The sequence below is a fragment of the Natrinema gelatinilyticum genome (assembly GCF_024266705.1).
In the GTDB taxonomy this organism is placed as follows: domain Archaea; phylum Halobacteriota; class Halobacteria; order Halobacteriales; family Natrialbaceae; genus Natrinema; species Natrinema gelatinilyticum.
Genome location: NZ_CP100757.1, coordinates 1,074,879 through 1,100,993, shown reverse-complemented (window position 1 = coordinate 1,100,993; position 26,115 = coordinate 1,074,879). Strand labels below are relative to the sequence as shown.

Annotated in this window: 18 protein-coding genes and 5 pseudogenes; 10 read left to right on the top strand and 13 right to left on the bottom strand. The window is 58.4% G+C overall.

Features of this window, described 5'->3' with window-relative positions:
- Nucleotides 1-122 precede the first annotated feature (122 nt).
- From NJU76_RS27215 to NJU76_RS23200, 6 genes and pseudogenes are all read right to left on the bottom strand, one after another.
- A pseudogene (locus NJU76_RS27215) lies at nucleotides 123-632 on the bottom strand (DUF7269 family protein); the annotation flags it as partial.
- Nucleotides 629-1,333, bottom strand: coding sequence for a DUF4129 domain-containing protein (locus NJU76_RS23220; protein ID WP_254532816.1), 705 nt, complete (start codon nucleotides 1,331-1,333; stop codon nucleotides 629-631). The gene NJU76_RS23220 and the pseudogene NJU76_RS27215, both read right to left, overlap by 4 nt.
- Before the next feature lie 691 nt (nucleotides 1,334-2,024).
- Nucleotides 2,025-4,394, bottom strand: coding sequence for a heavy metal translocating P-type ATPase (locus tag NJU76_RS23215; RefSeq protein ID WP_254532815.1), 2,370 nt, complete (start codon nucleotides 4,392-4,394; stop codon nucleotides 2,025-2,027).
- 62 nt (nucleotides 4,395-4,456) lie between these two features.
- Nucleotides 4,457-5,203 carry a helix-turn-helix domain-containing protein gene (locus NJU76_RS23210; protein WP_254532814.1) on the bottom strand — a complete coding sequence of 249 codons (747 nt, stop codon included), beginning with the start codon at nucleotides 5,201-5,203 and terminating at the stop codon, nucleotides 4,457-4,459.
- 63 nt (nucleotides 5,204-5,266) lie between these two features.
- Nucleotides 5,267-5,475 (bottom strand): annotated as a pseudogene (locus NJU76_RS23205) (DUF7967 family protein); the annotation flags it as partial.
- Nucleotides 5,476-5,512: 37 nt separating this feature from the next.
- Nucleotides 5,513-5,683 (bottom strand): annotated as a pseudogene (locus NJU76_RS23200) (type II toxin-antitoxin system death-on-curing family toxin); the annotation flags it as partial.
- 254 nt (nucleotides 5,684-5,937) lie between these two features.
- Here NJU76_RS23200 and NJU76_RS23195 point away from each other — a divergent pair.
- The 3 genes from NJU76_RS23195 to NJU76_RS23185 all read left to right on the top strand — a co-directional run bounded on the left by NJU76_RS23195 (nucleotide 5,938) and on the right by NJU76_RS23185 (nucleotide 9,301).
- Nucleotides 5,938-6,171 (top strand): hypothetical protein, encoded by a 234-nt coding sequence (locus NJU76_RS23195; protein WP_254532813.1) that lies wholly within the window; start codon nucleotides 5,938-5,940, stop codon nucleotides 6,169-6,171.
- 132 nt (nucleotides 6,172-6,303) lie between these two features.
- The gene (locus NJU76_RS23190; RefSeq protein ID WP_254532812.1) at nucleotides 6,304-6,555 is read left to right on the top strand and encodes a hypothetical protein; all 252 of its coding nucleotides are present in this window, start codon (nucleotides 6,304-6,306) and stop codon (nucleotides 6,553-6,555) included.
- A 334-nt stretch (nucleotides 6,556-6,889) separates the two neighbouring features.
- Entirely contained in the window at nucleotides 6,890-9,301 is a 2,412-nt protein-coding gene (locus NJU76_RS23185) for an amino acid permease (protein ID WP_254532811.1), read from the top strand.
- Nucleotides 9,302-10,198: 897 nt separating this feature from the next.
- Here the strand turns inward: NJU76_RS23185 and NJU76_RS23180 are convergent.
- The 3 genes from NJU76_RS23180 to NJU76_RS23170 form a co-directional block, all read right to left on the bottom strand.
- Nucleotides 10,199-11,197, bottom strand: coding sequence for an IS110 family RNA-guided transposase (locus NJU76_RS23180; protein WP_254532810.1), 999 nt, complete (start codon nucleotides 11,195-11,197; stop codon nucleotides 10,199-10,201).
- Between the two features lie 321 nt (nucleotides 11,198-11,518).
- Entirely contained in the window at nucleotides 11,519-13,198 is a 1,680-nt protein-coding gene (locus tag NJU76_RS23175) for a DUF1254 domain-containing protein (RefSeq protein WP_254532809.1), read from the bottom strand.
- 308 nt (nucleotides 13,199-13,506) lie between these two features.
- Complete coding sequence (locus NJU76_RS23170; RefSeq protein ID WP_254533934.1) at nucleotides 13,507-14,931, bottom strand: cryptochrome/photolyase family protein; 1,425 nt, start codon at nucleotides 14,929-14,931, stop codon at nucleotides 13,507-13,509.
- A gap of 478 nt (nucleotides 14,932-15,409) precedes the next feature.
- Here NJU76_RS23170 and NJU76_RS23165 point away from each other — a divergent pair, with 478 nt between their 5' ends.
- A complete protein-coding gene (locus tag NJU76_RS23165) occupies nucleotides 15,410-16,285 on the top strand; it encodes a DUF8172 family protein (RefSeq protein WP_254532808.1) in 876 nt (291 codons plus the stop codon).
- A 362-nt stretch (nucleotides 16,286-16,647) separates the two neighbouring features.
- On the opposite strand, the gene NJU76_RS23160 is transcribed toward NJU76_RS23165, so the two are convergent.
- Nucleotides 16,648-17,469: an IS5 family transposase gene (locus tag NJU76_RS23160; RefSeq protein ID WP_254528552.1), complete on the bottom strand. Its 822-nt coding sequence runs from the start codon at nucleotides 17,467-17,469 to the stop codon at nucleotides 16,648-16,650.
- A 248-nt stretch (nucleotides 17,470-17,717) separates the two neighbouring features.
- On the opposite strand from NJU76_RS23160, the gene NJU76_RS23155 reads away from it, so the two are divergent.
- The 3 genes and pseudogenes from NJU76_RS23155 to NJU76_RS23145 all read left to right on the top strand — a co-directional run bounded on the left by NJU76_RS23155 (nucleotide 17,718) and on the right by NJU76_RS23145 (nucleotide 20,940).
- The gene (locus NJU76_RS23155) at nucleotides 17,718-19,004 is read left to right on the top strand and encodes an IS4 family transposase (RefSeq protein WP_254529671.1); all 1,287 of its coding nucleotides are present in this window, start codon (nucleotides 17,718-17,720) and stop codon (nucleotides 19,002-19,004) included.
- Nucleotides 19,005-19,042: 38 nt separating this feature from the next.
- A pseudogene (locus tag NJU76_RS23150) lies at nucleotides 19,043-19,351 on the top strand (ATP-dependent helicase); the annotation flags it as partial.
- 338 nt (nucleotides 19,352-19,689) lie between these two features.
- On the top strand, nucleotides 19,690-20,940 hold the full coding sequence (locus NJU76_RS23145; protein WP_254532807.1) for an RNA-guided endonuclease InsQ/TnpB family protein: 1,251 nt from the start codon (nucleotides 19,690-19,692) through the stop codon (nucleotides 20,938-20,940).
- A 281-nt stretch (nucleotides 20,941-21,221) separates the two neighbouring features.
- Here the strand turns inward: NJU76_RS23145 and NJU76_RS23140 are convergent, their stop codons facing one another.
- Entirely contained in the window at nucleotides 21,222-21,629 is a 408-nt protein-coding gene (locus tag NJU76_RS23140; RefSeq protein ID WP_254532806.1) for a PPOX class F420-dependent oxidoreductase, read from the bottom strand.
- Between the two features lie 75 nt (nucleotides 21,630-21,704).
- Entirely contained in the window at nucleotides 21,705-22,085 is a 381-nt protein-coding gene (locus NJU76_RS23135; protein ID WP_254532805.1) for a DUF1428 domain-containing protein, read from the bottom strand.
- Nucleotides 22,086-22,335: 250 nt separating this feature from the next.
- Between NJU76_RS23135 and NJU76_RS26795 the strand changes: the two genes are divergently transcribed.
- The 3 genes from NJU76_RS26795 (at nucleotide 22,336) to NJU76_RS23120 (ending at nucleotide 25,022) form a co-directional block, all read left to right on the top strand.
- Nucleotides 22,336-22,593, top strand: a complete 258-nt coding sequence (locus NJU76_RS26795) for a cupin domain-containing protein (RefSeq protein WP_340681244.1) — start codon at nucleotides 22,336-22,338, stop codon at nucleotides 22,591-22,593.
- A gap of 807 nt (nucleotides 22,594-23,400) precedes the next feature.
- Nucleotides 23,401-23,790: an IS200/IS605 family transposase gene (gene tnpA, locus NJU76_RS23125; protein WP_254532804.1), complete on the top strand. Its 390-nt coding sequence runs from the start codon at nucleotides 23,401-23,403 to the stop codon at nucleotides 23,788-23,790.
- On the top strand, nucleotides 23,787-25,022 hold the full coding sequence (locus NJU76_RS23120) for an RNA-guided endonuclease InsQ/TnpB family protein (RefSeq protein WP_254532803.1): 1,236 nt from the start codon (nucleotides 23,787-23,789) through the stop codon (nucleotides 25,020-25,022). The genes tnpA and NJU76_RS23120 overlap by 4 nt, the downstream gene beginning before the upstream one ends.
- Before the next feature lie 314 nt (nucleotides 25,023-25,336).
- Here the strand turns inward: NJU76_RS23120 and NJU76_RS23115 are convergent.
- Nucleotides 25,337-25,544 (bottom strand): annotated as a pseudogene (locus tag NJU76_RS23115) (IS5/IS1182 family transposase); the annotation flags it as partial.
- Nucleotides 25,545-26,115: the final 571 nt, after the last annotated feature.

The window sequence follows — 26,115 nt, the reverse complement described above, 5'->3', positions numbered from 1 at the left end:
GAGTCGTCGGTACTGGAGTTTGCCTGACGTGTATTGCGACGTCGAGGGCTACGGACCGTCCGTTCGGCCGTCCGTGACGTCACTCCAGCCATCGAAGCAATCTCGTCTATCGTGTGTCGAACACCTCGTTGTACGGAGGACTCCCGACGAACTACATCTCGAAGCCGAGCACGAAGGGTTGGTGTCGGTGTATTCTTGTCACCGAGAAATGCGGCGGCGTAGACATCATCAGTCCACGTTCCAGCCGCTACCGCCACCTCCGCTTCCGCTTCAGAATACGCTCCATACTGCGTGAGTACAGCCACCGCAGCCGACTGGAGGCCTTCCCGAATACGGATCCGGTGATAAGAGATACGTCGCGTACCGAGGAACTGCTTCAGCACGGACTCGAGTTCTTCACCGGGCGAAGGGGTTGCGATTGGAAGTTCCGGGTCGGGCGTCTCAGCTTCGTCAAGTTCTCCATGCCGACGGGTCTGAATAACCCGCAGCGCTTGTATGAGGGCCAAGGCACCGATAACCGACACGAGGATTCGATCGAGACTGAACGCCACAAGCCCGGGATAGACAATCGCAATCAGGCTGAAACCCAGAGCAATAATGCCGACACCCAACGCGAGACGGCGGTAGTTCACGAGTCGTCCTCCGCGTACCGATCCTCGATCCGGCGGAAAACGGTGATCGCTCGCCGTTCGTGCTCGTCGGATGGTTGCTGATTACCGTATCGGACGTCCTCGAAGAGTCGCGTGAGCTCGCCAACATCATCACTGCCGAGGCCCGCCTCGACAGCGGCGGCGGCGAATTCTCTTGGCGTGCTCGTTCCAGGATCGTCGACATCAAGCAACTCGGTCATCTCTTGCCACGTGCGATACACCTCGTTGTCGACATCCGCTTCCTCTTCGAGCCGAGCTGCCGCGCGTCCCGCAGCTCGGCCGACGGCTGCGGCATTCGTGCCCCCGTCATCGGTTTCCCCGGGGGAATCGTCGCTATCGTCGGTCGTGGTTCTGAAAAGGGCACCGACAGCACCAACGAACGCGAGGCCGAGAACGAGCAATAAAATCAGTGATGGAGGAGAGGGCTGGGTGGTATCCGACCCCCCACCACCGCCGCCACCACCGAGTATACTGCCGTTCCCGGGTTCCATCATCGGCGGACTTGGGGGTTGGGCTGGCGAAGAAAACAACTGGAACAGGATAAATAGCAGCCCCAACAGAGCGACACCAGCGAGAATGATTCCAAGAGCTTCTCGCCAGTAGATGATCACGTACGCAATGAACGCCAGCGCAGCAATAACCACCAGAAGCGTGAGTATCTCTGTGAGGAATGGAATCTGCAATGTCTCCCCAGGTGTCGGGCTGGACTGCGGAGGCGGTAATAACCCACCATCCCCATCTCCACCAAGACCATCAGGACCGCTCGGACCACTACTCTCGGGGACAACCGTCGAATTGAGCGTCGCTGCGGCAAACGCGACTGCTAAAATGGCGAGCCCAGCGATTATCGCGGATCGAGTCGTGTCCTTCATCGGGTTAGTGACGACCGAATCCTGATAGGGAATATTGATTCAGTGTTCGAGACGGCTGTCTGTATGTCCCCTCGAAAATCAACGGTTGCGTATCGATATGCTGATCTTGTGACTATACGACGGTCCCGTATATTGAATGTCCAGTCAGAAACAAGAACATTCCTACATTTGTCGTTCTTGTCGCGGTGGCCGGCTTTCATAGGTGTTGGACCCTGTTTGGTAATTCGCTGACTGATCCAACTCGTTGCTGGCTATCGATTATTCTGTCGGTGTAAGTGTGAAAGTGGCCGGTGATGGCGGATTAAGTGTGCAATCCATTGGTGTTCGGTTAAGCACTGGATCGCCTCGGGGTCCAACTCGCAGTCGTGAAACGGATCGTAAGTAGGTTCTTCGGGCATCCGATCACGAGCCTGCTGTGGGGCTCAGTCCCTACTGCCCCAGAAAAAACTCCAATTTGTCTCGACGCAACGGAATCCTCGGGCCGCGCTTCCTGCGCGCAGAGTCAGGCGTCGACGAATCGGTCGGGCTCGATTCGCGACAACCGCATCGCGTTGCCGGTGACGCCGAGGCTCATCCCCATATCACCGACAACGACCGCCAGCGCGACGCTCACCAGCCCCAGCGGCACGCCAAGTGCGAGGAGGAACTTCACGCCAAGACTCGCCCAGATGTTCTGCCGGATCACGCCGTTGGCCGTATGAGACAGGTCATACAGGTAGGGGAGCTTCCCGACGTCGTCCCCCATCAACGCGACGTCCGCCGTCTCGAGGGCGGTGTCGGTGCCGGCCGCGCCCATCGCGATGCCGACCTCAGCAGTGGCGAGCGCGGGTGCGTCGTTGATGCCGTCACCGACCATCGCGACCTCACCGTACTCCGCCTGTAACTCCTCGACTACGTCGACCTTCTCGTCGGGTAGGAGTTCGGCGCGGTACTCGTCGACGCCGACCTGCTCGGCGATGGCACGGGCGGTGCCCTCGTTGTCGCCGGTCAGCATCACCACCCGCTTTACACCAAGCTCTTGGAGCCGCTTGACGGCCCATTTCGAGGCCGGGCGTACCTCATCGGCGATGGCGATCGCACCCAGCAGTTCCGACTCCGTACCGACGATGACGACCGTCTTACCCTCGCGCTCCAGTTCGGCGATCGTGTCCGCGGCGAACGTCCCATCCTCGGACGCGCCCACATCTTCCGTCACGACGCCACCGTCTGTCTCGCGGCGAGCCCGTGAGAGGTCGAAGCCTAGATGCTCGAAGAGCGCAGGCTTGCCCGCATAATACGTCTCGCCGCCGATCTCTCCGCGGATCCCCTTGCCGGTCAGGCTCTCGAAGCCATCCGGCTCAGGCAGGTTACCTACGCCAGCCCCCTCGGCGCGGACGAGAATCGCCGCGGCGATGGGATGTTCGCTCCGCCGTTCCAGCCCGGCCGCGTACCGGAGGAGTGTTGCGTCGTCGGTGTTGCCGACCGGCACGACGTCGGTGACGGCGAGTTCGCCCTTCGTGAGCGTTCCCGTCTTGTCGAGGGCGACGGCGTCGACCTCGCCCATCGCCTCGAGATAGTTGCCGCCTTTGATCAGGACACCGTTCTTCGCGGCGCTGGTGATACCTGACACCACCGAGACGGGCGTCGAGATGACGAACGCACACGGGCACGCGATGACCAGCAGCGTGAGTCCGCGGATGAACCACGTCTGCCAGTCGCTCGCGAAGGTGACGCCGTACCCGGCTAGTTCGACCGACACTGGATCGGCGATAATGAGCGGTGGAATCGCGGCAGTCAGAATCGCCAGCACGACCACCAGTGGTGTGTAGTAGCCGGAGAACCGATCGACGAACTGCTCGGTCTCGGTCTTCTCCGCTTGTGCGCCCTGTACCATCTCGATGATGCGCGAGAGCGTCGAGTCGCCAGCGGTCGAGGTGACTTCCACCTTGAGGTACCCCTCCTCGTTGATCGCACCGGCGTAGACCTCGTCGCCGGTGGTCTTGTCGACGGGGACGCTCTCGCCCGTGATCGGTGACTGGTCGACTGCGCTCTCGCCCTCGACGACCGTCCCGTCGAGCGGGATCTTGTCACCGGGGCGGACAACCACGACCTCGCCCACCTCCACCTCCTCGGCGGGGACGGTCACTTCCTCCCCCTCGCGCACGACAGTCGCCTGGTCGGGCGACAATCCCATCAGTTCGCGCAGGGAGTCTCGCGCCCGGTCCATCGCGTACTCCTCGAGGAGCTCGGCAATACTGAACAGGACCGCCAGCGTGGCAGCCTCGACGAAGTAGCCGATGCCTGTGGCGGCGATGATCGCCGTCCCCATCAGCAGGTCGATGTCGAGACTTCGATTCTTCGCGGAGTAGTAGCCGCTGCGGACGACGGGCACACCGCTGGACACGACGGCCCCGAGGAACAGGACGTCCGCGACGTGGAGGGGGTAGCTGAGTAGGCTCGCGACCGCGACGTTCTGGCCGGCGAGGAGGAACTCGAACAGCAGGCCGAGGGTGACCAGTGCGGCCCCGAACCACGTTTTCTTCGCGCGGGGACTCGACCAGACCTCTGCTGGCGGCGCGACGTCGACCCCGTCGACCGACGTCCCTTGCTGATCCTCATCGTCGTCGGCCGTTCCCCCGACGACCTCGTAGCCCGCGGCCTCGATCGCCGCGACCACGTCGGCCTCGCTGGTGCGGTTAGGGTCGTAGGTGACGGTGGCCATGCCGGTGGTCGGCTGGAGCGTGGCGTCGACGACGCCGTCGACGCGTCCGAGGCTCTTGTCCACCTTTTGAGCGCAAGACGGACAGTCCATCTCGGGGACAGTGAGTCGGGCGGTCAATTCCTGCTTCTGACCGCCGCTCGTCTTCTCCGCCGCATCCGAGTCAGTAGTCATCACTTCGATGGAGGAGCGTCAGTTCGATAAGCTTTTGTTGGAATATTCCAACCTAAGCCGGTTCAGAGCCGAGCCGGTGGCTCCTGCGGCAGCTGCTCGCTATTGACGTGGCGCTTCGCAAGCTGTTCTTCTGCTCGCCGCAGTCGGTAGGTGAGCGTCGACCGGGGGACATCCAGATGCTCAGCCAGGTCGCCGACGTCGACGTCGCGTGGCGACTCGTAGTAGCCGTGTTCGACGGCGGCCCGTAGGGCGGCTTCCTGCTCTGGGGAGAGGCCGTCCCCCTCGGAGCTTGCGTTACCCGAGCCAGCAGTCTCCGTCGTTCTGAGCATCTCCATTTGGGCGCACTCGCCAACTGCGTCCCTGAGTGACTCGAAGAACGCCGCTACGTCACCCTCTCCGGAGTGAATTATCCGCCAGGTATAATGGCGACTTTCGTGGCGTGTCTCGAAGATGACGCCGTTACCGAGGTGGTCCCGGGCGATGTGAGGGACGGATGCACAGGTCGGTGTGCGCTCCCAGTCGGAGTAGAGGACGATCGTGTCATCGGTGTGGTCGAGGACCTGCATTGTCTGAGTCGCGCCACAGTCCTCGGTGACGAGGCAGTCCGCGTAGTAGTCGGCGGTGAGGAAGGCATCCTCAATGTCCTCGAGCGCATCCGGTGGCCCCGTGGCGTGATCGACGCGCCAGAGCCGGTCGGCGGTGGCGTGCAGCGAGAGCGAGCGGATCCGGGCATCGGGGTGGGCGGCGAGAGTGTCCGCCACCCTGTTGCAGCCGGGCTCGTATTCGAGAGCGAAGACCAATTCACGCATAGTCCGGTGTAGGTGCCCCCGAGACATAACACATCGGCCAGAAGACTCTCTCGTCCAAGAAAGTCAAATCACGTCATCAGGATCGTGTCCCTCCTTCATTCGACGTGCTTCGGCCGCGTATTGCTCCTGAAGGTCGGGATCGTCGACCGTGCCGAGGTTGTCGAGTTCCGCTTCGACTGCTGCTGTCGTATCTTGCACACCAGTGATGACGTGAGTGCCCGTTCCTTGCGATAATACTGTTTGCCGTCTGGAGTCGCGTAGGTGAGGATGAGTGAAGTACCACGGGCGCGGTGGCCCGTGGCTTCGCCGAACCTCAGTATCTGTGTCGACCGCGGCTTCGTCGGTTGCGAAGCGGTGCAAGAGGGCCCGGATTTCATCGCCGTAGTCGAACGTGTACCCGTTCAGCATATAGAAGACGACCACCGTTCGGAGCGCTGTTCGCGTGTTCTCGTCGACGAACGGATGCTCTGCCACGAGTAACGGTTTCGGGTTGCACAGGGCTTGCCCATCAACATTCTGGCGACAGGAATCGGTTTCGCTGGACTCAGCCGTCGGATTCCCCGTTCGTTCACGAACGTCGTAGAGGGCGTCGGTATCGGTCATGGGATTTCACGTGGGGCACAGTCGTAAGTGCGCCTCGCGCCTTTCGGCGCCGACAAACTCTCCTGTCGCTGAATTTTAAAAATACTGTCACACCCCAATCGTCAAATCGGGAGACATCAATATTCTACGTAATGGGGAATTCGCGGACGCCGATCACCTCCAGCGAGGAAGCTGCACTCAATCACCTCGAGCAGTACTTCAACGCAGCAGATGATGACGAAACCCTCACTCAAGAGGACGCCGTCGATTATCTCATGGAGCAGGGCATCGAACGTGCCGACGCTCGAGCGCACATCGAGCAGTTGTTGCTGAAGGGGTACCTCTACGAAGTCGAAGACGAACTGCGGCTGCCATCACGACCCTGACGAAGCTGGACGTCTGCTGTTCCTCGCTGCCAGCCGTTACAGCCAGATCGTCGCGGCTGTGACCGTGAGGAACACAAGCGCAATCTACGACTTCGTGGTCTAGATCTGTCGCCCGACGCGTCGATACAACTGATGGAGCTGATCTCGGAGGGCAGCATGGCGTTCCGCGTCCAGAACGTGGACCTCGTCGTAGTCGTGCCGATCCGCAGGCAGCGTCCACAGTGTCGTCTGGCACTCGCTACATGTGAATTCGGACTCTACACAGACGTGTTGGCGCCGGAACTTCCGATCGCCGCCTTCGTCGAAGCCCATCACCTCGTACACCAGTGGTTTCGAGACGAAGCGGCGTACTCCGCACTCCGGACACCGATCTATCTCGAGTGATGGTGTCCCATCGTCGCTGCTCTCGTCGTTAAGCCCTCAGACTGTGACCGAGATTGCTCGCCGGTAGCTCGTGGATTTGTGTAGTTCTCTGAAGACGATGTTACCGTGGACTCGGAGTTACTGAACGTCGACATGGAGTCACTCACTGACCGCACTCAGCTAGTCAGGTCCCCTTCATACGTCCCAACGTAAAAGATCGCAGACATGATTAAAACACGATAACCGATACAGAGGGTGAATTCAGCACAACAGTTTCTGTTTGCTTCATGTCGAAAGATCTGAATCAACAATTTGAACGATCAATTTACAGGCCTTGGCCGTACCATTCCAATAGATGAGCGAAGTAGATGCTGGAGATGGCGATGAGAACCGCTCCGGGGCAGTCGAGACCGAACTCTCCCGGGACATGAGTCTCCTCGATATCACGTTCATCGGGGTGGGAGCGATGATTGGCGCTGGTGTGTTCGCCCTCACCGGTTTCGCTGCCGGTATCGCCGGTCCGGCACTCGTTCTCGCCTTCGTCCTTAACGGGTTCGTTGCACTATTCACTGCCGTTTCGTACGCCGAACTCGGGGCTGCATTCCCCGAGGCCGGAGGCGGGTACCTCTGGGTGAAAGAGGCCCTCGTCGACCCCAACGGATTTTACGCCGGCTGGATGAGCTGGTTCGCCCACGCAGTTGCCTGTTCGCTCTATGCCGTGACATTCGGCGCGTTCCTCCTCGAGTTCATCGTCTATGGGACCGGCCTCACGCACGAGTTTCAGCTCTTCGGGGTCATTTCCCCAGTGATGATCGAGAAGGGCCTCGCCATCTTGATGATCGGGTCGTTCGCGTACATCAACTATCGCGGGGCCGAAGAGACGGGCAAGGCAGGCGTCATCGTAACCGCAATCAAGGTCCTGATTCTCGGGGTGTTCGTTGTCTTCGGAATCCTCGCCACGCTGTCGACGCCGACCTGGCCGCAAAAATTCGTCTCGAATCCGAGTTTCGTGCCCAACGGTGCCGTCGGGATCATCGGCGCGATGGGTTTTACCTACATTGCCTTTGAGGGCTACGAGATCATCGTCCAGTCCGGAGAGGAGGTCGTCGATCCGGGGACGAACGTTCCGAAAGCGGTCTTTTACTCCCTCGCTATCGTCGTGCCGATCTACGTTCTCGTCGCCTTCGCGGCGATCGGCGGAATCGACGTCACGGACCGTGCGATCGAACTCGCAGAGCCAATCTCCGGTCCCACGCCGGAGTACACCTGGCAGTTACTGGGGGAGATGGGCGAACTTGGCATCATCAGAGCCGCCGGCCAGTTCGTCCCCTACGGCGTTCCGCTGTTACTGGTCGCTGGGTTGACGGCAACCATGAGCGCCCTCAACGCGACGGTATACTCTTCCTCTCGGGTATCCTTCGCGATGGGGCGAGATCTATCCTTGCCCGGGTTTTTCGATCAGGTCCATCCGGAGAAGCGTACACCCCACGTGGCGATTCTGGTGTCAGCGGTCCTCATCGCCGTGATGGCCGTCATCCTGCCGATTGAGGCGGTTGCGGCCTCGGCTGACATCATGTTCATCCTCCTGTTCGTCCAGGTGAACTGGACGCTAATTCGTATGCGCCAGACCCATCCCGATTTGCCGCGCACGTACGAGGTTCCGTATATGCCGTGGCCGCCGCTGATCGGAATTGGTCTCCAACTACTTCTGACACCGTTCCTGATTCGTGCGCTCGGCCTCGAGGCGATCGGTATCGGATCCGGCAACCACGGACTGGTCGCACTCGTTACCACTGCAATCTGGATGGGGATCGGGTTGGCCGTCTACTACGGCTACTCCAAGCAGAAGGAAGCGGAGAAACTCGAACGAGAGGCGCCCACCATCGTGACCGAGCAGGCACCGAGCGAACGCGAGTACAAGATCCTCGTCCCGGTCGCAAATCCTGAGACCGTCGAGCAGTTGATGCAGACGGCGATCGACCTCGCACGCGAGCACGACGGTGAAATCGTCGTTATGAACGTCGTGACGGTCCCCCAGCAGACTCCGCTCTCGGAAGGTCGTCAATTCGTCAAGGACGAACGCGAGGTCATCGACCGAGCGATCGAGATTGGGGAGCAAGCGGACGTACCGATCAGCGGAACGATTCGAATCGGTCACGACATCGCCCAGGCGATTCTCAACACGATCGAGCACGAAGCCGTCGACGCCGTCCTCCTCGGATGGCGAAGCCGCCCGCGCCGGCAGGACTTCGTCTTTGGGAGCAACGTCGACAAAGTGATTACCCAGGCCCGGTGCGACGTATTAGTCGAGCGGGTCGGGCCACGCCCGGATAGCGTGGACGATATTCTTCTTCCCACGGCGGGCGGTCCACACGCCGAGTTTGCTGGAGAAATCGCCCGGGCCATCGCGAAAGCGAATCGTGCGACCGTCCACGTGACAACCGTACTCTCTCCGGACGCGACCGATGCTGCGCGCAAGGAAGCGACCGAAACGGTGGATCGAGTGGTGGACGTACTGGCAGACGACGTCGAGGTTGAACGATCGATCGTCGAAGACGACAGCGTAGTCGACGCGATCGTCCGGCGGACGGACGACGTCGACCTCACGCTTATCGGTGCCACGCGGGAGGGCCTCTTTCAACAGCTCCTCTTCGGTGCAATCCCTGAACGAGTAGGGCAGCGATCTCACAGCGGCGTGATCATGACGAAGCGACACATCGGTATCAGGTCGCGTTTGAAGCGGTGGTTCGGATGGCAAAATCAGTGAATCGCCTCGAAGTCACGCCCCAGGGCACTCTCGCTGTAATACTGTAGATAGCCGCGGTGAATTACCAGACGGCGGCTGATTTCTCTGTCTGAGGCTCGGTCAAGTCGAAGACACCAACCGAATAGAACGAGTCGCGATTGGGCAAGGCTGCGGGCTGCTCACCGGGGGTGGAGGAAGGTTTGGTAAGGACAAAACTCGCCGAATCCGCCATTTTCGACGATGTTCTCCATCATTAAATGTATCTGTGCCCGTGGGAAGTTCTCCCACGTGACTGGGACTGACTCGCCATCTGCTGACGTCTCGTTTTCAGCCTCCTGGGTGTCCGATTGAGGGGGTTTGGCTGGCAGTGGCGCTGCCACCACCTAGCGCGAGCATTCCGGCAAGGCCCGCCCCGCGAAGTGCGGTGCGGCGAGTTGCCCGCAGCGGTTCGGAACTCGATTCTGGCGTCGTGCGGTTTGTCTCGTTGCTCATGGCTCATGCCTCTCTGAGTGGCTCACAGCAGCAGTTGGGACCCACTCACACGTTCGCACTCTAACATTCCATATAATACAGCGACAATACTCCCGAATAATATCATGGCGTGATGATGGTGTTAGTTTGATGACTATCTCTGAATTATCAATATTCCATTTGTATCTGTAGTGAGCGATCACGGACCTTAGTTCGTGCTGCATTCGCGCCTTCTATTCACCTATGGAAATTCTGCTGGTTAAACAAACCACGTTTGCTAAGATAATTCTTCGGGCGACGAGGACTTGCTGTAATTTTCGAGCGTAGAATCGACAACCTGCGAACCGATTGCTACTGTAACAGCCACCAGGCGGGAGACTTCTTGGTAGTGAGAGCAGTCGCTAACGTTACCCACCAGCCGGCCAATGAGCGCCGCCCCGGCGGCGCTCAGGCACTCACCCCTGGTGGATCGTACACCTCCTCACGGTCCAGCATATGATACATTGAAACCAGCAGCTTCCGAGCGGTTGCTACAATCGCTGTTTTCGAGTTCTTCTTTCGGGCTAATCGGTTGTAAAACCGGCTAAGGTACTCGTCTTCGCACGTATGAACCGCTGTGTACGACGCTTGAACAAGCAGCCACCGGACTCGTCCTGATCCTCGCTTCGAGATGCTTCCCTCAAACCGCGAGTCGCCAGACTCGCGGATTATCGGGTTCAACCCAACGTAACTTACGACCTCCTTGGCCCGGTCGAACCGTGCGATCTCTCCCAACTCCGCGTAAATCGTCAACGCCGTAAAGTAACTCACACCAGGAATCGTCATCAGGAGCTGGGTCTCCTTCAGAGACCCAGCCCGCACCTCGATCTCCGCTTCCAACGACTCTATCTGCTCGGTGAGCGCCTGAATGAGTTCCAGATACGACTCCAACAACGTATCCCACGGCGCCGGGAGCGAGAGTTCCGCCAGGAACTCTCGTCCCTCCACACTCAGCGGTTTCACCTCCTGAGTGATCCCGTGATCACTCAACAAACCGTGGATCTTGTTCGCATACTCAGTCCGGTTCTCAACGAGCTTCTGGCGCCCGCGCACAAGTGCGCGGGCTTGCCGAACCTCATCGGTTGGGACGTAGCTTTCAGGGATTGAGCCCAACCGAACCATCCGAGCGAGTTGTTTCGCGTCGACGCGGTCAGTTTTCTTATCTGAGTCGGAGATCAGTTTTAATTCGCCGGGGTTAGCGACGGTCACATCCAGATACTCTGAAAGCGTATCGTGGATGTGGTAATAGTTGCTGGTCGCTTCAAGCGCGGCTTTTGACCCAACGTACTGCTGGGCAAAGTCGTCGAGGTTCGCGTTTTCGACGCGAACCTCTTCGACGATCTCACCGCTTTCGTCCAATACTGCGATTTGTGAGTACCGCTTGTGTACGTCGATTCCAATGAACATTGGATTCACCTCGGAACGCTGGTGCGTGAAACAGAGATTCACCTATGCGGGCTTTCCCGACTGCCGCTCCTGGCGGCAGTCGGGCTGTACTGCCCAGGACTCGGCTTCCTACGCACTCGGACCAGTCAGCAGCACGTGCTCTCGGGCACGGAATAGATCTCGGTCTCTTGCGTCCCATACTTGTTTCACGCTCTTATGGGATAGCAGAATTTCCATCGAGTCAGCAGACTCTGACCGAACTCCCGAGCCGCTGTCAAAAACGGCGCACTGGGTGCAGAAACTGCAAGCCAACTGTATGGTTGGGGATGAAGGTAGAAGCTATCACTCCTCCGTAGGGACGACTTCGGGCATGTCGTAGGACCCGTCGACCAGCGACCAGTGGGGTCCATAGAACCGCGCTGCGAAGCGCATACCTCCTTCGGGGGCAGGCAGCCAGTTCGTCGCCTGCTCGGAATCGTCCGGTTTCTCGTGTTGCACGTAGATGACGATTTCGTTGGCTTCGGTGTGCAACAGCCCTTCTTCGAGCATGTAGCTGTTGATGCCGTAGCGGCCGAGTTCGTTCTCGACGAAGTAGCCCTGCGCATCGTAGATCGGGATCTCCCAGAACTCAGTGACTGGCGGCAGGTTATTGAGGTCAAACGTGATGGTGTACGGCTTCGACCCGTCTAGTGGCTCGCCGTTCGCGTCGGTGAATTTGAACCCAGCGACGTGAGACGCTGGCGAGTCGGGGCCCGCGAAGCCGAAGTCGGCCATGACGGCCCGGGTCAACCAGTCGGTTCTGAAGTCCGCCGTGGTCTGAAGGACGTTCCAGCCATTCATGTCTACCACGACGTCGCTGTTTCCCTCCACGAAGGTGGCTCTGACGCGCTCGAATCCGTTCTCGAATCCGGTGGTCAGCGCCTCCTGCACGTCGGTCTCGAGCGCGGACCACTCGAACTCCATTCCGGGGCCGATTCCGACCCGTTCCAACCACTCGAGCATCGCAGCCTCTTTTCGGGAGTCGTCGATGAGCGACATGCTCGGGTCGTTCAGGACGAGGTTGAGGAGGGTGAAGAAGTCTGATGGGGTCTGGTTTTCGACCTGCTGCTCTGTGAGTTCTGCCATTCGCGGGATCGTCTCGTAGTCGCCGGGGATGACTGACTGCTCCGCCCGTGGCACGCCCGAGTGGTCGTTGGCGAGCCACTCGCTGAGTTGGGTGATGGTCGTCTGCTCCTGCAGGTCGTTAACGTACGCGATCTCGGATTCATCCGTGGGGTTGCGCAACGCGTATCGGACGAGGGTGAATAGGGTCTTCGTCCCTGCTTGGACGACGTCGGTCGCGGCGAAGTCGCCCGGGATCTCGCCCTCGTAGTCGTCCGGCAGAATCAGGTACGACCGCACGTCGGTGCCGTTGAACTGATTCCCGGCGTAGAGAGGGAATATTCCGTACTGGTTCATCAACTGCAGCGAGAAGTAACGGTCGGTAACCTCGGGCATCTCGATGACGATGGGGTCGTCCTGCAGGTCGAGGAAGCCCATTCCGTACAGGGTGGTGTTGTTCGGAGTGACGATAGCCGTGAAGTCGGCCGTTATCGGTTGGCCATCGTTGGGATAGTACAACCGATTGATACCTACGAAGACGTCGCTGTCTTCCTTCTGCGTGTAGTTGAAGCGCGTCACGTAGAAGATGACCTGCTGGAGTCCGTAGCGGTACGCCTCTTCTGCAATCGAGGCCACACTGGTCTCCGTGCCGTTGTCCTGGGCCGCTACGGACTCTTGATCGGCGGCGGCTGTCTGCGTCACCGTCGATCCACCAAGTGTGAGTCCGCCTGCGACGAGTCCCCCTCTCTGGAGCGCCTCACGGCGCGTCAGCGTTCGGGTGTGGAACAGGCCCACTCCGCCAGTTGTTCTGTCTGAATCCTGGGTTCCTTGGTGTGTACTTGTCCCACGAAGCGCGGTTCGGCGGGTTGCTCGCAGCGGTTCGAAGTTCGCGTTCGCCGTCTTGTGGTGTGGTTCTTTCATAGCTCATGTCACTCTGAGCGGCCCACAGCAGCAGTTGTGACCGACACACACGCTCCCACTCCAGCATTCCATATAATACAGTGGTGATACTTGTGAATGAATTCAGAGCATGATGACAGTAATAGAGAGATAATGATCTCTGAATTTTCGAGTGACGATGTGCACCAGTGGTGTGTGATCACGGACCGCGCTATTCACCCATCAGTTTCGTGTCGCTCTTGCGCTGTGAGTTCCGCAGAGAGTCCGAACCACAAACCATCTCCACCGTGTCCTTGTGCTCCTGACGGCGCCGCTTCTCGCGTGCCTCGTCAGCCGTCGCCGCGCGCGGCCTCGAACGCCACGATTGCGCGCTCGCGGTGCTCGCCGAGGTCAACGATTGGAGCGGGGTAGTCGGGCGCAATGGCGGCGCGTTTCTCGTCATCCAGCGTGGGCCACTCGTGGATGGCGTCGGTCGGCGCGTCCCGGAGTTCGGGGACGTGTTCCCTGACGTACTCGCCGTCCGGGTCGTACTTCTCAGACTGGGTCACGGGGTCGAAGAAGCGGAAGTACGGCTGGGCGTGTGTTCCCGTCGAGGCAGCCCATTGCCAGCCGCCGGCGGCGTGGGCGGTGTCGTGGTCCACGAGCTTTCGACGGTACCAGTCGTACCCCTCGCGCCAGTCTATCAGCAGGTCCTTCGTGAGGAACGAGGCGGCCACCATCCGGACGCGATTGTGAACCCACGCCTCAGCGCGCAACTGCCGCATCCCGGCGTCGACGAGCGGATATCCCGTCTCGCCGTCTTTCCACGCCCGGAGACCCTCAGGATCGTCGCGCCACTGGATTTCGTTCGGGTACTCGCGGTAGTTGTCGGTAACTACGTCTGGACGCGCGTCGAGGACGTGCGCGTAGAACTCCCGCCAGGCAAGCCGTCGCTGGAACGCCTCGACCGACTCTCGGGCGTCCTCGTCGCTAGCGGCGGCTGCCGCGTCCTCAGTGGTGTTCCAGACCGTCCGGACGCCGACTGTCCCGAACTTCAGGTGCGGCGAGAGGCGTGAGGTCGACTCCCGGGCAGGGTACTCGCGGTCGTCCTCGTAGCGGTAGATAGTGTCCTCGCGAAAGTCGGCGAGTAGGTCGTGGGCAGCGTCGGTTCCCGCTGGCTGCACGTCAGCTTCGGGCTCGTCGAAGCCCAGCTCGGCGAGTGACGGGAGCGCGCCGGCGGCACCGGAGGCTTCGTCGAGGCTGTCGCGGGGGTCGACAACGTCACCGTGAACCGGCGCGGCAACGGGGGTGGCCTTCTCCCGGTTGCGCCACTCTCGCCAGAAGTCCGAGAAGACGGAGTAGTGGTTCCCATCATTCGTCGTGATGTTCTCTGGTTCGTGGAGGAGAGTGCCGCCGAACCGCTCGACGTCGACGCTGACGCCGGCGTCGGCGAGCGCCGCCGCGACCGCACGGTCGCGTTCGCTCGCCAATCCGGAGTAGTCGCGGTTCCAGGTTACCGCATCGGCGTCGCAGGCCGCGGCGAGATCGGGAAGCACCGCGCTTGGGTCGCCGCGGGCGAGGAGCAGCTCGCCGCCGCGCTCGCGATACTCCTCGCGCAATGAGTCGAGCGCATCGAGCAGGAACGACACCACGGGCGGCGCGCCGTAGGCGAGTATCGTTGGATCGTGGACGAACACCGGGAGCAGGCGGTCGTCGCCCGCTAGCGGCGGGTTGTCGGTCACACGAAGGTCGCGGCGGTGCCAGTGGAGTCGTATACCGGAGTCTTGGCTAGCGCTGGCGCCGCCCATTGCGAGCATTCCGGCGAGGCCCGCCCCGCGAAGTGCGGTTCGACGTGTTGCTCGCATCGGTTTAGATTCTGGTTCCGCTGTCGTGTGGTGTGGTTCGTTGCTCATAGCTCATGCTTCTCTGAGTAGCCCACAGCAGTTGGGTTGGGACCGACTCACATGTTCCCACTCCAGCGTTCCATATAATTCAGTGACGAGACTCGAGAATACTTTCATGATCTGATGGTAGTAGTAGATTGATGACAAACTCTGAATTCTCAATATACTGTCTTCGCCTGTAGTGAGCGCTCACGGACCCCGCTATTCAGCCGTCAGTTCGTGCTGCTCACGCTGTGTAATCTTCCCGCTTGCGAAGACCAGCAAGGTGACCTCAAAAGAGGGATGATCATAAATCTCCGGCTCAACAAACTGGGTTAATAAGCATTGACAAGTAGTACTACGTACGCAGATGGGCCACGTCTACTACCACCATCCCGGCGACAAGCAGTTCTCTCTTGACTTCGTGCATCCGGATCCTGCCGAAATCGTCTCACAGATCGTCGGTTACGACGATGATGTCGCCGTGAAGGTCCAAACGTACGATATCGACGAAGAATTCTACGTCGGCTACACGTCCCGCGTCGGCGGTGAACCCGTCCGTGAGATCGACTTCAATCTGAAAGCGTCACTTGCGGAGATGAGCGACGACAACAGTACCATCGTCGTCCGACTGCTCGAAATCTACCGCGCCCTCATCGCTCAGAACGAAGAGGAGGAGGGAGTTCCCGTCGAGGCGTACAAGAAGATCGACGTCGACGCGCTGCCGGACGTTCTCAATCGGACGTCGTGGGAGGGGTCAGCAGCAGAGGTTGCAGGTCGACTCGCCTCGAACATGATTTTGAAACACGCACTTCCGAACGCCAACCACCGGACTGCTGTCGCACTGGTCCAGTTCTATCTCCGGCGTCTGAATCCGGACTTCTCCATGCCAGAAACGTCCATAGAAGTCGACCCAGAATCGTACGACTGGCGGGAGTGGGTGAACGAGTACATCAACGAGTCGAAGCGGCTGCTGACTGTACGACGGAAGAACGTCCTCTTCAAGCACCTGTACCGCTTCGGCGCGAGAACGCTTGAGCGGAAGCACGCGGTCGAAATCAACTTGACCGCATATGAGCTGGATATGTACCCGAGTGAGGCGAAAGTCGTCTACGCGGAGCAGCACGAAGACCTCTGGATCGAGTTCGTCGAGGAGGCCGTCGAACGAGCAGGGTATCCAGAGCTGAAAGAAGCACCGGGACTCTCGAAAGCAGAATTCGCCGAAAAGGTTCGGAACCTCGACTAAGAGGCTCTGTTAGTCTTGGAGCGTGGCGACTGTTCGGCCCGTTTCCTCGGCCTCTTCGCTGCGCGACATATTGTACGTCGCGAGCGCTTCGTCAACCGCCTGGCCAAGACTCATTGGTCAATCTAATCTTGACTCTTCTATCGTATAAACGCTTGCATGGCTCCAGAAGAGTATCATACACCCTCAATTCACCGCTATGGGCTTGAGCACACGGATGTTCCCCTACACCAGTGCAGAGATACGCTATACGAGACTCGAGACCGATAGAACTATTCTGCTTCGTAGGATCGCTAGACGAAGCTTGATTTCGGCGTTTTCACTAATGCCACCGCCGGTCGAAAACCGATACACTGCGGTTGATTCTACGGATATCTAACTGTTCGACGAAGATTGTAGACGGCACATTTGAGCACCATCTCGCGGAATTCGAGGTGCCAGCTTCGCGCACGCACGGCGGAGCCGAGCGTGCGCTTGATCGACGAAAAGACAGTCTCAACCATCCAGCGGCGATTGTACCAGCAGCTGCTCATCCGGGCGTTGTGTGCCCGGTCGAGCGAGGAGTAGATCCGGTGTTTGATCAACGGTCGGATGCGATCAAGATGAAGATCGTCTCGGAATGGCTTTCCATCGTAAGCACGGTCAGCGGCCAATGACCGCAGGTCCTCGGCGTTTCGCCGAGCGACCTGCGGACCAATCTTCGCATCATGTTTTTTCGTGGTCGTACAGTGAACATCGTAGACGTACAGCGTTTTCACGTCCACGAGGGCAGTGACTTTGAGCGAGCGAACGCGGTAGTGTTTTCGCGTCGCGTAGTACCGCGAGGGCTGGTCGCGGTCGAAACCAGTCGAGTCGATCGCGGCATGGCCAGTGCGTTTCTCGGCTGATTCGCCGAGAAACGCACGATAGGTCTCCATCGAGATAGTCTCAAACCAGTCACGCAGGACGGTAAAATGCGGAAGCCGCGTGAGGCCGATTTCGTCGAGAATGCCGGGCATTTCGCTCAACAGATCGATTGTCTGGCGGTAGGATTTCCCGAGTTCGATCCGCAGTGCTTGCAACGTGAGCATCGCCCATTCGGCGAACCCGCCACCCCCTACGGGGTCGGCGGGTTCGTCCGGATTCTCGACAACGTTTTTAGCTTTCGCAACGATTTCTCGGGTGAGGAGACGGAATTCGGATACCAAAGTAATCCGTCTCTTCGCTTTCTACGAAGATAACGAGATTGAGGCGACGCCGTCTAGCGATCCTACAGAGCAAACTATTCCTAACCATAGAAGGACAGACGCACGCCTCGATGGGATCCGAGGAACCCATATATTGAATCCAATCGAAGACCTCTGTTTCGGCACCATCCGTGTTCGGTTAAGACAAGAAACCGAGAGACTGCGCTCGATTGACGAAGCTATCGTTGTAGACCGCGTGGGGAGAGAATGTGTTCAATACGCTCTCCCCGGACCTCATACGACGGCGGCTGACTTCCCTGTTTCCAGCCGAACGTATCGAAGACATCGCGCGAGAGCGCGATGTCGTCCAACGCCACCGGACAATCGACATCACGATGCTCGTCTGGACGCTCATCATGGGCTTCGCCGTCGACGGCGAAGCCCGCACGATCGCCGGATTTCAGCGGGCCTACTCCGCAGCGACTAACCAGACTGTTGCTCGCTCCAGTTTCTATGACCGGTTCACACCAGCACTTGGTGCCCTGTTGAGCGACCTCCTCGAGCACGCTCTCGAGGAGGTCGCGGTTCCCCACACGATCGCACCACAGTTCGAGTTATTTCGTGATGTGCTGATCGCCGATGCAACCGTTTTCCGGTTGCATCGGCTCCTTAGCGAGTTTCCAGCGACTCACTCGGATCAGTCCGGCGCGAAGCTTCACCTCGTCCATAACGCTACTACTCAGAGCCTCGAACAGTTCCAGCTCACCGACGAACGCACCCAAGAGAGCAGCCAGCTCCGCACAGGGAGCTGGCTGCGAGACCGGTTGTTACTGTTCGATCTCGGGTTCTACAGTTTCCGCCGGTTCGCGTTGATCGAGGAAAATGGCGGGTTCTTTTTGACGCGGCTGAAGTCAAACGCGAACCCGTTGATCGTCGGGGAGCGGCGGAAATGGCGCGGGCGCGCCATTTCCTTGCCAGGCCGTCGCCTCCAGGACGTTCTGGGCGACCTCACACGCGAGATCGTAGACGTGACTGTGGAGATCACATTCAAGCGACGGCCGTACGCAGGGAAACAGTCAACCGACACGATGGAGTTTCGCGTCGTCGGTGTCCGCAACGAGGACACCGACGACTACCATCTGTACGTTACGAACCTGCCCGATGAGTTCACTCCGAGGCAAGTTGCGGCGCTGTATGGGTTGCGGTGGGAAGTGGAATTGCTATTCCGGGAGTTAAAATCGCTGTATGGGCTGGAGAAGTTCCAGACAAGCGATCCAGCAATCGTGGAACTGCTGGTTGTGGCGGCTCTGCTGACGCTCGTGGTCAGCAGAGCCTTGCTCGGTATATTTCAGGAGCTGTTTCCTGAGACGGTGTTCCCTCGGGAACGCTGGGCGAGGACCTTCAGGTCTCTCGCCCAGCTCATCCTCGAAGAGTTGGCCCAGTCGTTCGGGCATCCACCGCCGAACCTGCCGGAGTTGCTGTTTCGTGACGCTCGTCAACCAGAGAAATCACGCCTCTTACTTAGTGAACGAGTGGCTGAAGCCTACACGAGGTGATCCAGTGTTTAACCGAACACCAATGGTTTCGGCACTGAATGCGAGTCGAATTCGACGACGGGACGCTCCTGCTCCGTGATGCCCCCGACGATATCCCCTATGCGGAGTGGGACGACCGCGTTGACGAGTACCGAATGCAAGCGTACCGATATCGCCCCCTCCTCGAATGGGCGGGCGCTTGGGCCGACGGAAACAAGCAGGCAACGCTTCAGGACGGCTTCGCTCACGCTCTTGAAGACGTCGCACGAGCCTATCCTGCTCTCGAGCTCACACCGGCGCTTCACATCGAACCACGCGAGTATCAACAGGCCGCGCTCGACGCCTGGATCGATCACACTAATTCTGGCAGAGAGCAGTAGATCGGCAGCGCTACTGCCAGATATAGGGGGCGTATTTAGCATTAGCTCCGAAATCTCGCCGTCGGAGCTGGCGTTACAGTCATTGACCGATACCCAGTTCGAGACAACATTTCGCTGTGCGTGATCCGCGAGCGCTTGACTGCCACCGTCGTTTAGCATTGTCTTCACGGAGGATCAGCCTAATTCAAGGTGGAGCCTCCGACCTCAAGGAGCGACCGAAGGGAGCGAGTAGGTTGGAGAGGAAACCGACGAAGGACGACGCAATCGCACGACGGTAGTTACTCGACTCCCGAGCATATAAGTACCGTCGGCCAGTAATCTGAAACATGGAGGTGCGTCGAACCGCGCCGGTCAAACTCATCGTTCCCGATGAGCGCGGCGACGACCTCCACGAATCCGCCCGGCAGTTCCTTCACTGTGCGAACCGTGCTGCCGAGTTCTGTTGGGACAACAACTCCTACACGAACTGCATCACCGCGAATACGACGGCACGAGATGCGCTCTACGAAGAACTACGAGGGGAAACCGACCTCACCGCAAACCTCGTTCAAGAAGCGATTCGACGCGCTGTGCAAGCGACGAAAGGGTGCGTCGAACGGTGGAAACAGGGCAAACGGGTGAGCCAGCCGGAGTTCACGTCGTGGAGCATGGTCTACGATAAGCGAAGTGCGACGTTCCACCGCGACCATGTGTCACTTTCAACCGTCAACGGGCGGGTCGAGTGCGACTTTGAACTTCCTGCGGATAGCCCGACACCCTACGAGCAATACGTTCTCTCGGAGGACTACGAGTTTCGGGCGAGCACGCTGCAATACGACAAGGCGACCGACGAGTTCTACTTCCACATCACGACTCGGAAGTACGATTCGGACGATGAGGAGTCCGAGGTTTCGGAAGATACCGAGCACCAAACAGTCCTCGGTATTGACCTCGGCGTCAACAGCCTTGCGGTCGCTTCAACCGGCACGTTCTGGCAGGGCGGCGAGTACGACCACTGGTGCCGCGAGTTCGAGAAGCGACGTGGTGAGATGCAACAGCACGGGGCACAAGCCGCGCACAACGCACTCCTTCGCCTCGGTAAGCGCGAAGAAGCGTGGCGGAAGCAGTACATCCATACCGTCGCCAACGAAATCATCTCGGAGGCCGTCGAACACGACTCCGACGTAATCGTGTTCGAGGACTTGACCAACATCCGCGAGCGACTTCCGCACGCGAAGTGGCACCATATTTGGGCGTTCCGACGCCTGTTCGAGTACGTCGAGTACAAGGCCCCGGAACGCGGCGTTACGGCGGAGCAGGTTGCGCCGAACCACACATCTCAACGTTGTTCTCGGACGGACTGTGGGTTCACGCACGAAGCGAACCGCGACGGTGAACACTTCCACTGCCAGAAGTGCGGCTACGAGGTCAACGCGGACTACAACGCCGCGAAGAACATCGGGCTCCGCTACGCCCGGAAACGACGCCACAGACTCCGTTCCTCGCCCAAGTCGGGGGGCGGAGACGCACCAGTAGACGTGCGTATAAATGGTGGGATGTTGAACGGCAAGAGTCACCGGCTTATTGCCGGAGACTGATTGCCGGGAGTCCACATCAAAGCCCTCCCCTCAACGAGCGAACCCCGTATGGGGTGAGCGAAGTAGGGTAGGGTAGTTTACAGATCTTGTTGTCATCCACAGTCAGTAAGTCGTCAATGAGCGTAGCCATGGCAGACAGGTCATCCGCGAGAGTCCACTGACAAGCCTTGGGGCGTGACCCCGAGGCGGTTGACAAGCGCGTCGTGCATGCTGAGGAACTGTACAGAACACGGCCTTCGAATCGGTTCACGGAGAAATGGTTCCCTAGCGGATCGCGTCACTTACTCCGATTGACGACTGGAACGCTCGTCCACGTCGTCGTCAATGCCCCAGGATACGACTCGTTCGGGCGTGATCTGTATCCACGCCTCTCCAAAGCCGGGGCCGAAGCGTTCGCCACCGTCGTGATGTGTCTCGGCGCGACCCCGTATTTCGACGCCGTGAACCACCCACGGATCAACACTGGCCAGGTCGTCGACGACGAAGGCCACTCGTGGATTGCGTTCCGCGTCGCGGAATTTCTTCGTCTCGGTGAGGTTGCGCCCACCGACCTGAATGGTGTTAGTCTCGGTGTCGTAGCGAAATCCAACTGGGACGGCGTGCGGTTGGTTTTCGGGACCGACGGTCGCTAGTCGTCCCAGGCGTTGTTCGTTCAAGTAGTCAATCTCCCGCTTGGTGAACTCATCCATGTTTCACGGTAGTTGGGACGAGAGGCGCATTAACACCGTATTCGGTCCGCTTGATGGCACGATTCGTCTCTTTCATCAATCCTCGTAGCTAACGATTGAACGGAAGCCACCGTACGCCATGCGCTCCGGGTCGAAGGGCATCTCCTCTTCGTAGCTGTCGGGGTCCATCGTGGGATCGTCCATCACCTTCGCGTTCACTTCGTCGCGGTGATCCCGCGACTCGAAGACGATAAATGAAAACACGACCGTCTCATCGTCCGCTGTGTCTGCGAGCTGTGGGAAGGTCACCATCGGCATGCCGTCCATGTCGGGCTCCATGTCGTCTCCGACCCCTTCGAAATACTCGAGAGCGCCGTGTTCGATCCAGAGCTGTCCGGCCTCGCTGGCCATGTCACGGTATGCATCGAGCTGTTCGTTCGGGATTGGGATGACGAATCCATCGACGTATCGTTCCATAGCTTACGTAAGGAGGACGTGGAAGGAATTGAATTTTTTTGCACCAATCGAGAGTTATCTCAGCAATGGATTTTACCCCGCTTCGTACATACCCAGTATCTCGCACGCACCTACCGACTGAAAATCGATAACTTGCTACACCTCTGCAAGGATACACAGCGCGTATCTTGCACGGTCAGTCGCGGTGGATCGGGTCGCAGCTATATATGGTCTACGCTCATACAATCCAATCAGAGAGGAAACAGACACAATGACACTCAGAGTAGTTAATGAAGATGACGCAGAATCGGTCGAACGATCACATGGCAAGAGGTTTGCTAGTCGAGATATAGAACTCGGTCTTACAACAGGAAGCGAAAAACTCGGATGCACCCTCTACGAAGTACCGCCAGAACATAGTGCGGCCCCCTATCACTACCACACTGCTAACGAGGAAGCCCTCTACGTCCTCACAGGTGCCGGAACGCTCAGAACGAAGTCTGGAGAAGAGGAGATTTCAACACGCTGACCGGTCAAGCGGAGTCCCTTTCCTCAAGGAACGAGCGAAGCGAGTGAGTAGGGAAGGGAGGAGCGCACGCAAATTGTTAAGACTGGCTGCATCGTTGGAGTAACTGTCCATGACGGGCCACAGACAGTCCGCGAGGGTTGGCGTGCCAACGGAGCCACGGTGCGTTTCTCGACATGGACGGGTCGCAGTCAACCGACCCCGAAAGACGGACCGACGAAACGAACGTGACGCCCTGTGCCTCTCCGTCGCTCGTGACCGAACGGGCGTAGAGTGGAGGTCACGTCTAATTAAATTGCCTCTGGCGTCTGGCTGTGCGCTACAAGCGTCTTTCGTCGGCATGAGTCCCATGCCGAGAAGACACACGCAAGCCCCGTCCTTGACGAGCGCATCAGCGCGAGTAGGGCGGGGTAGTTGACAAGGGGATTATGCAACATTCCTCGTCGGAAAGGAGGGAGCACATCAGATAACCAATACCTCAGACGAAACACTACGATACCTCTGTTTTTCCACGATGCGGGATCTCGAGGTTCTCGTGTACCCAGACTCAGACAAGATTGGAGTCAGAGGAGAAGTACCTGGCGCACCAAACAAGAACCTCCGAGGCGACGCTGAACTTGATTACTGGGAAGGAGAAACGTAACAATGGAGAATTTTTCGGCTGATACATAGTGCGAGCGCATACCCGCGTCTTCAGGCGCGGGTCGAGCGGTAGACATAGCGTGTCCGAACCACGTTGCTACGAACCGCTGGATTTCCTACACTCTTCAGCAGCTTTAAGATAGTTTCTGACCATAGTGTGTGGTACGGATGAAAACCACACGGCATGCGACCTACAACCTTAACTACCACATAGTGTGGTTGCCCAAGTTCCGAAATTCGGTACTGGTTAATGAGGTCGCCGACCGTGTGCGTCGAATCCTCCACGAGATCGCCAACGAGAAAGGGTTGGAGATAATCGATCTCACGGTCCAATCCGACCACGTTCACCTTTTCGTGAGTAGCCCACCGAAGCACGCGCCTTCACTCCTTGCCAACTGGTTCAAAGGAATCAGTTCGCGGAAATACAACCACCGCTACGCCGACCACGACGGCGAGAAAATTAAGTGGGCACGTGGCTACTACGCGGGAACAGCAGGACGCGTTTCAAGCGAGACGGTTCAAGACTATATCCAGCGACACAGGGAGGGTGACATGTGACTGAACTTACCGAAACGCTTGAACTCAAGCTTGTGGAACCGACCGCCCACAAGCACCACAAACTCTACGAAACAAAACGGGCGTACCAAGACGCTCTCGAAGCCGCGTTCAACGCCAATTGCACCACACAGACCGAAGCGAACGATGTGGTGGTCAACTACGATCTTTCGGGGTACGCGAAGAACGCGCTCAAGAAGTACGTCCCACAACTCTGTGGCGGAAGTTACGACGCGAAAGAGCTTCACGGCGACCATCCCGTTCGGTTCACGAACGAGGGGCCGAAGCTCAACCACAAGCCACAGAACGCAATCGAGTGGTATGTCAAAATCCCGCACCACGACGACTATAACCTGTGGCTCCCCGCACAACCGAATCCCGAACAGCGGGAGTGGCTGGAAGCGTTGCACGCGGGAGACGCGAAGATGGGCGAGTGTCGGCTGTTCGACCGGGGTGGTGAGTGGTACTTGCATGTTGTCGCAACGCGAGACGTGGAGGAACGAACCAGTTCGGCGGACGAGACGCCGATTGGGGTAGACATCGGGGAAGCTTCTTTGTTAACGGTGTGTCACCGTGACGAACGCGGCTCCCCGGCTACACCCAACCTCTGGAACGACGAAGGAAAGCGAGTCCGACAACTCCGTGAGACGTACTTCACGGCGACTCGACGCCTTCAGAAACGCGGAAGCGAACGTATCGCAGAGTCCTATGGCGATTCGCTTTGGCGACAGATTGACGACATTCTCCACACAGTCACGTCGGAAGTCGTTGCCTACGCCGACCAATTCGAGAATCCTGTGTTGGTCCTCGAAGATCTGACGCACATCCGGGAGAATCTGGACTACGGCGCGTTCATGAACCGGCGGCTCCACGGATGGGGCTTCGCAAAGATGCACGCTCAGATCCAGTACAAGGCCGCCGAGAAGGGGATTCGTGTGGAGACGGTGAATCCCGCATACACCTCGAAGTCGTGTCACTGTTGCGGGGAACAGGGCTACCGGCCCGATCAAGCGACGTTCAAGTGTTCCAACTCGAAGTGTTGGGTTTCGGAGTCCCACGCGGACATCAACGCCGCGCTCAATATTGCAGACCGCTACCTCAGCGGAGAGAGCCATTCAAGAAAACACACGGATAGCGATGACTCGGCTGAGGAAGGGGGCCGTTTGACCGGCCCGCAAGACAGCCAAGCCGATGCTGACACCCAGCAGGCGACGCTTGGAACGTATGCGTCTTGAAACCTTAGTGTCGAATCGTCCGGCCTGAAATCCCATGGTGGGATTCCCGCGACTTTAGGCGCGGGAGGAGGTCAATTCTCGGTCAATCGGAACTGTTCAGTGGACTCGTCTATTTCACCTATCTCATAGGTTCTGGTACGATAAATTTCCATCTCTGAATACTGGACATATTCTACCGGCTCGGAGTCGCCGATATAACTGTGTGAGATACGCGCTACGTCTCTTGCAGGGTATCAGAAAAATGAGTTGGAACTGGCAGTTTGATCGTCGGTTGATGTACTCACACGTTCACGGTTGAAGCTACACCCAGCACGGCCGATTTCCCCAGTTATTTATGATATTTATTTGATAGGTAAATCGTCATCCGGTAGGACGTATTGAGATAAATTTGCAGACAATGGAAACAAGCGCATAGTCAGCGAATCCGCTGCCTCCTTCCGGGGCGGCGGATTCGTCTCCATCATCAGTAACGCTTTGAGCAACCCGAACAACTTCCCGAATGAAGCGGGAGATTTGCGTCATAGACACTCGCAGCCTCCCGCTTCAACACCTTTGATTCACCGACCTATCCCGCCGCCACCTAGTGATTCAACACAGCCCTTTGTGCAAAAGACTCTCTTCCGCTGCAATTCAATCATTCTACGACTTACCCCGACGCCGTCGGTGGATTCAATAGAACCGCGTCCTTGTGTTCGACTGTCATCTCAGTGTCGAAATGCTCGTTAGTTTCGATTGTTGATTTGCTCATCGCGATAGAACAAACACGGCCGACAGTCCACACAGTTTTGGTGTGACGAGACCGGCGAGATCGCCGAACGTTCCAAACGCTCCGAACATGACGTACAGTCACAACCGCCCAAACCCGTACAGAACGACGAGAATTCTGGGAAGAGGTGAACAGAGGATGGTCCTGAAGCGTGCTGTACTCTGCTTGCTCTAGTTCCGGTCTGGATCACTACGTCGAAGCCGAACACGAACGCCCAGATAAATATGAGAATCTGAAACTTGTGGTCGTGTTTGACCACACGAGCTCCTTGGCGTGCCACTACAGTGAACAGAGAACTGTGTGAAACAGCTGTTGTCTGCTATGCTT

Bases quoted from the DNA above. Each gene is read 5' to 3' on its own strand.
- NJU76_RS23215 (WP_254532815.1), bottom strand. From the start codon at position 4,394: ATGACTACTGACTCGGATGCGGCGGAGAAGACGAGCGGCGGTCAGAAG.
- NJU76_RS26795 (WP_340681244.1), top strand. From the start codon at position 22,336: ATGACACTCAGAGTAGTTAATGAAGATGACGCAGAATCGGTCGAACGA.
- NJU76_RS23165 (WP_254532808.1), top strand. From the start codon at position 15,410: ATGGGCCACGTCTACTACCACCATCCCGGCGACAAGCAGTTCTCTCTT.
- NJU76_RS23145 (WP_254532807.1), top strand. From the start codon at position 19,690: ATGGAGGTGCGTCGAACCGCGCCGGTCAAACTCATCGTTCCCGATGAG.
- NJU76_RS23190 (WP_254532812.1), top strand. From the start codon at position 6,304: ATGGAGCTGATCTCGGAGGGCAGCATGGCGTTCCGCGTCCAGAACGTG.
- NJU76_RS23180 (WP_254532810.1), bottom strand. From the start codon at position 11,197: ATGTTCATTGGAATCGACGTACACAAGCGGTACTCACAAATCGCAGTA.
- NJU76_RS23140 (WP_254532806.1), bottom strand. From the start codon at position 21,629: ATGGATGAGTTCACCAAGCGGGAGATTGACTACTTGAACGAACAACGC.
- tnpA (WP_254532804.1), top strand. From the start codon at position 23,401: ATGAAAACCACACGGCATGCGACCTACAACCTTAACTACCACATAGTG.
- NJU76_RS23195 (WP_254532813.1), top strand. From the start codon at position 5,938: ATGGGGAATTCGCGGACGCCGATCACCTCCAGCGAGGAAGCTGCACTC.
- NJU76_RS23175 (WP_254532809.1), bottom strand. From the start codon at position 13,198: ATGAAAGAACCACACCACAAGACGGCGAACGCGAACTTCGAACCGCTG.
- NJU76_RS23185 (WP_254532811.1), top strand. From the start codon at position 6,890: ATGAGCGAAGTAGATGCTGGAGATGGCGATGAGAACCGCTCCGGGGCA.
- NJU76_RS23135 (WP_254532805.1), bottom strand. From the start codon at position 22,085: ATGGAACGATACGTCGATGGATTCGTCATCCCAATCCCGAACGAACAG.
- NJU76_RS23210 (WP_254532814.1), bottom strand. From the start codon at position 5,203: ATGCGTGAATTGGTCTTCGCTCTCGAATACGAGCCCGGCTGCAACAGG.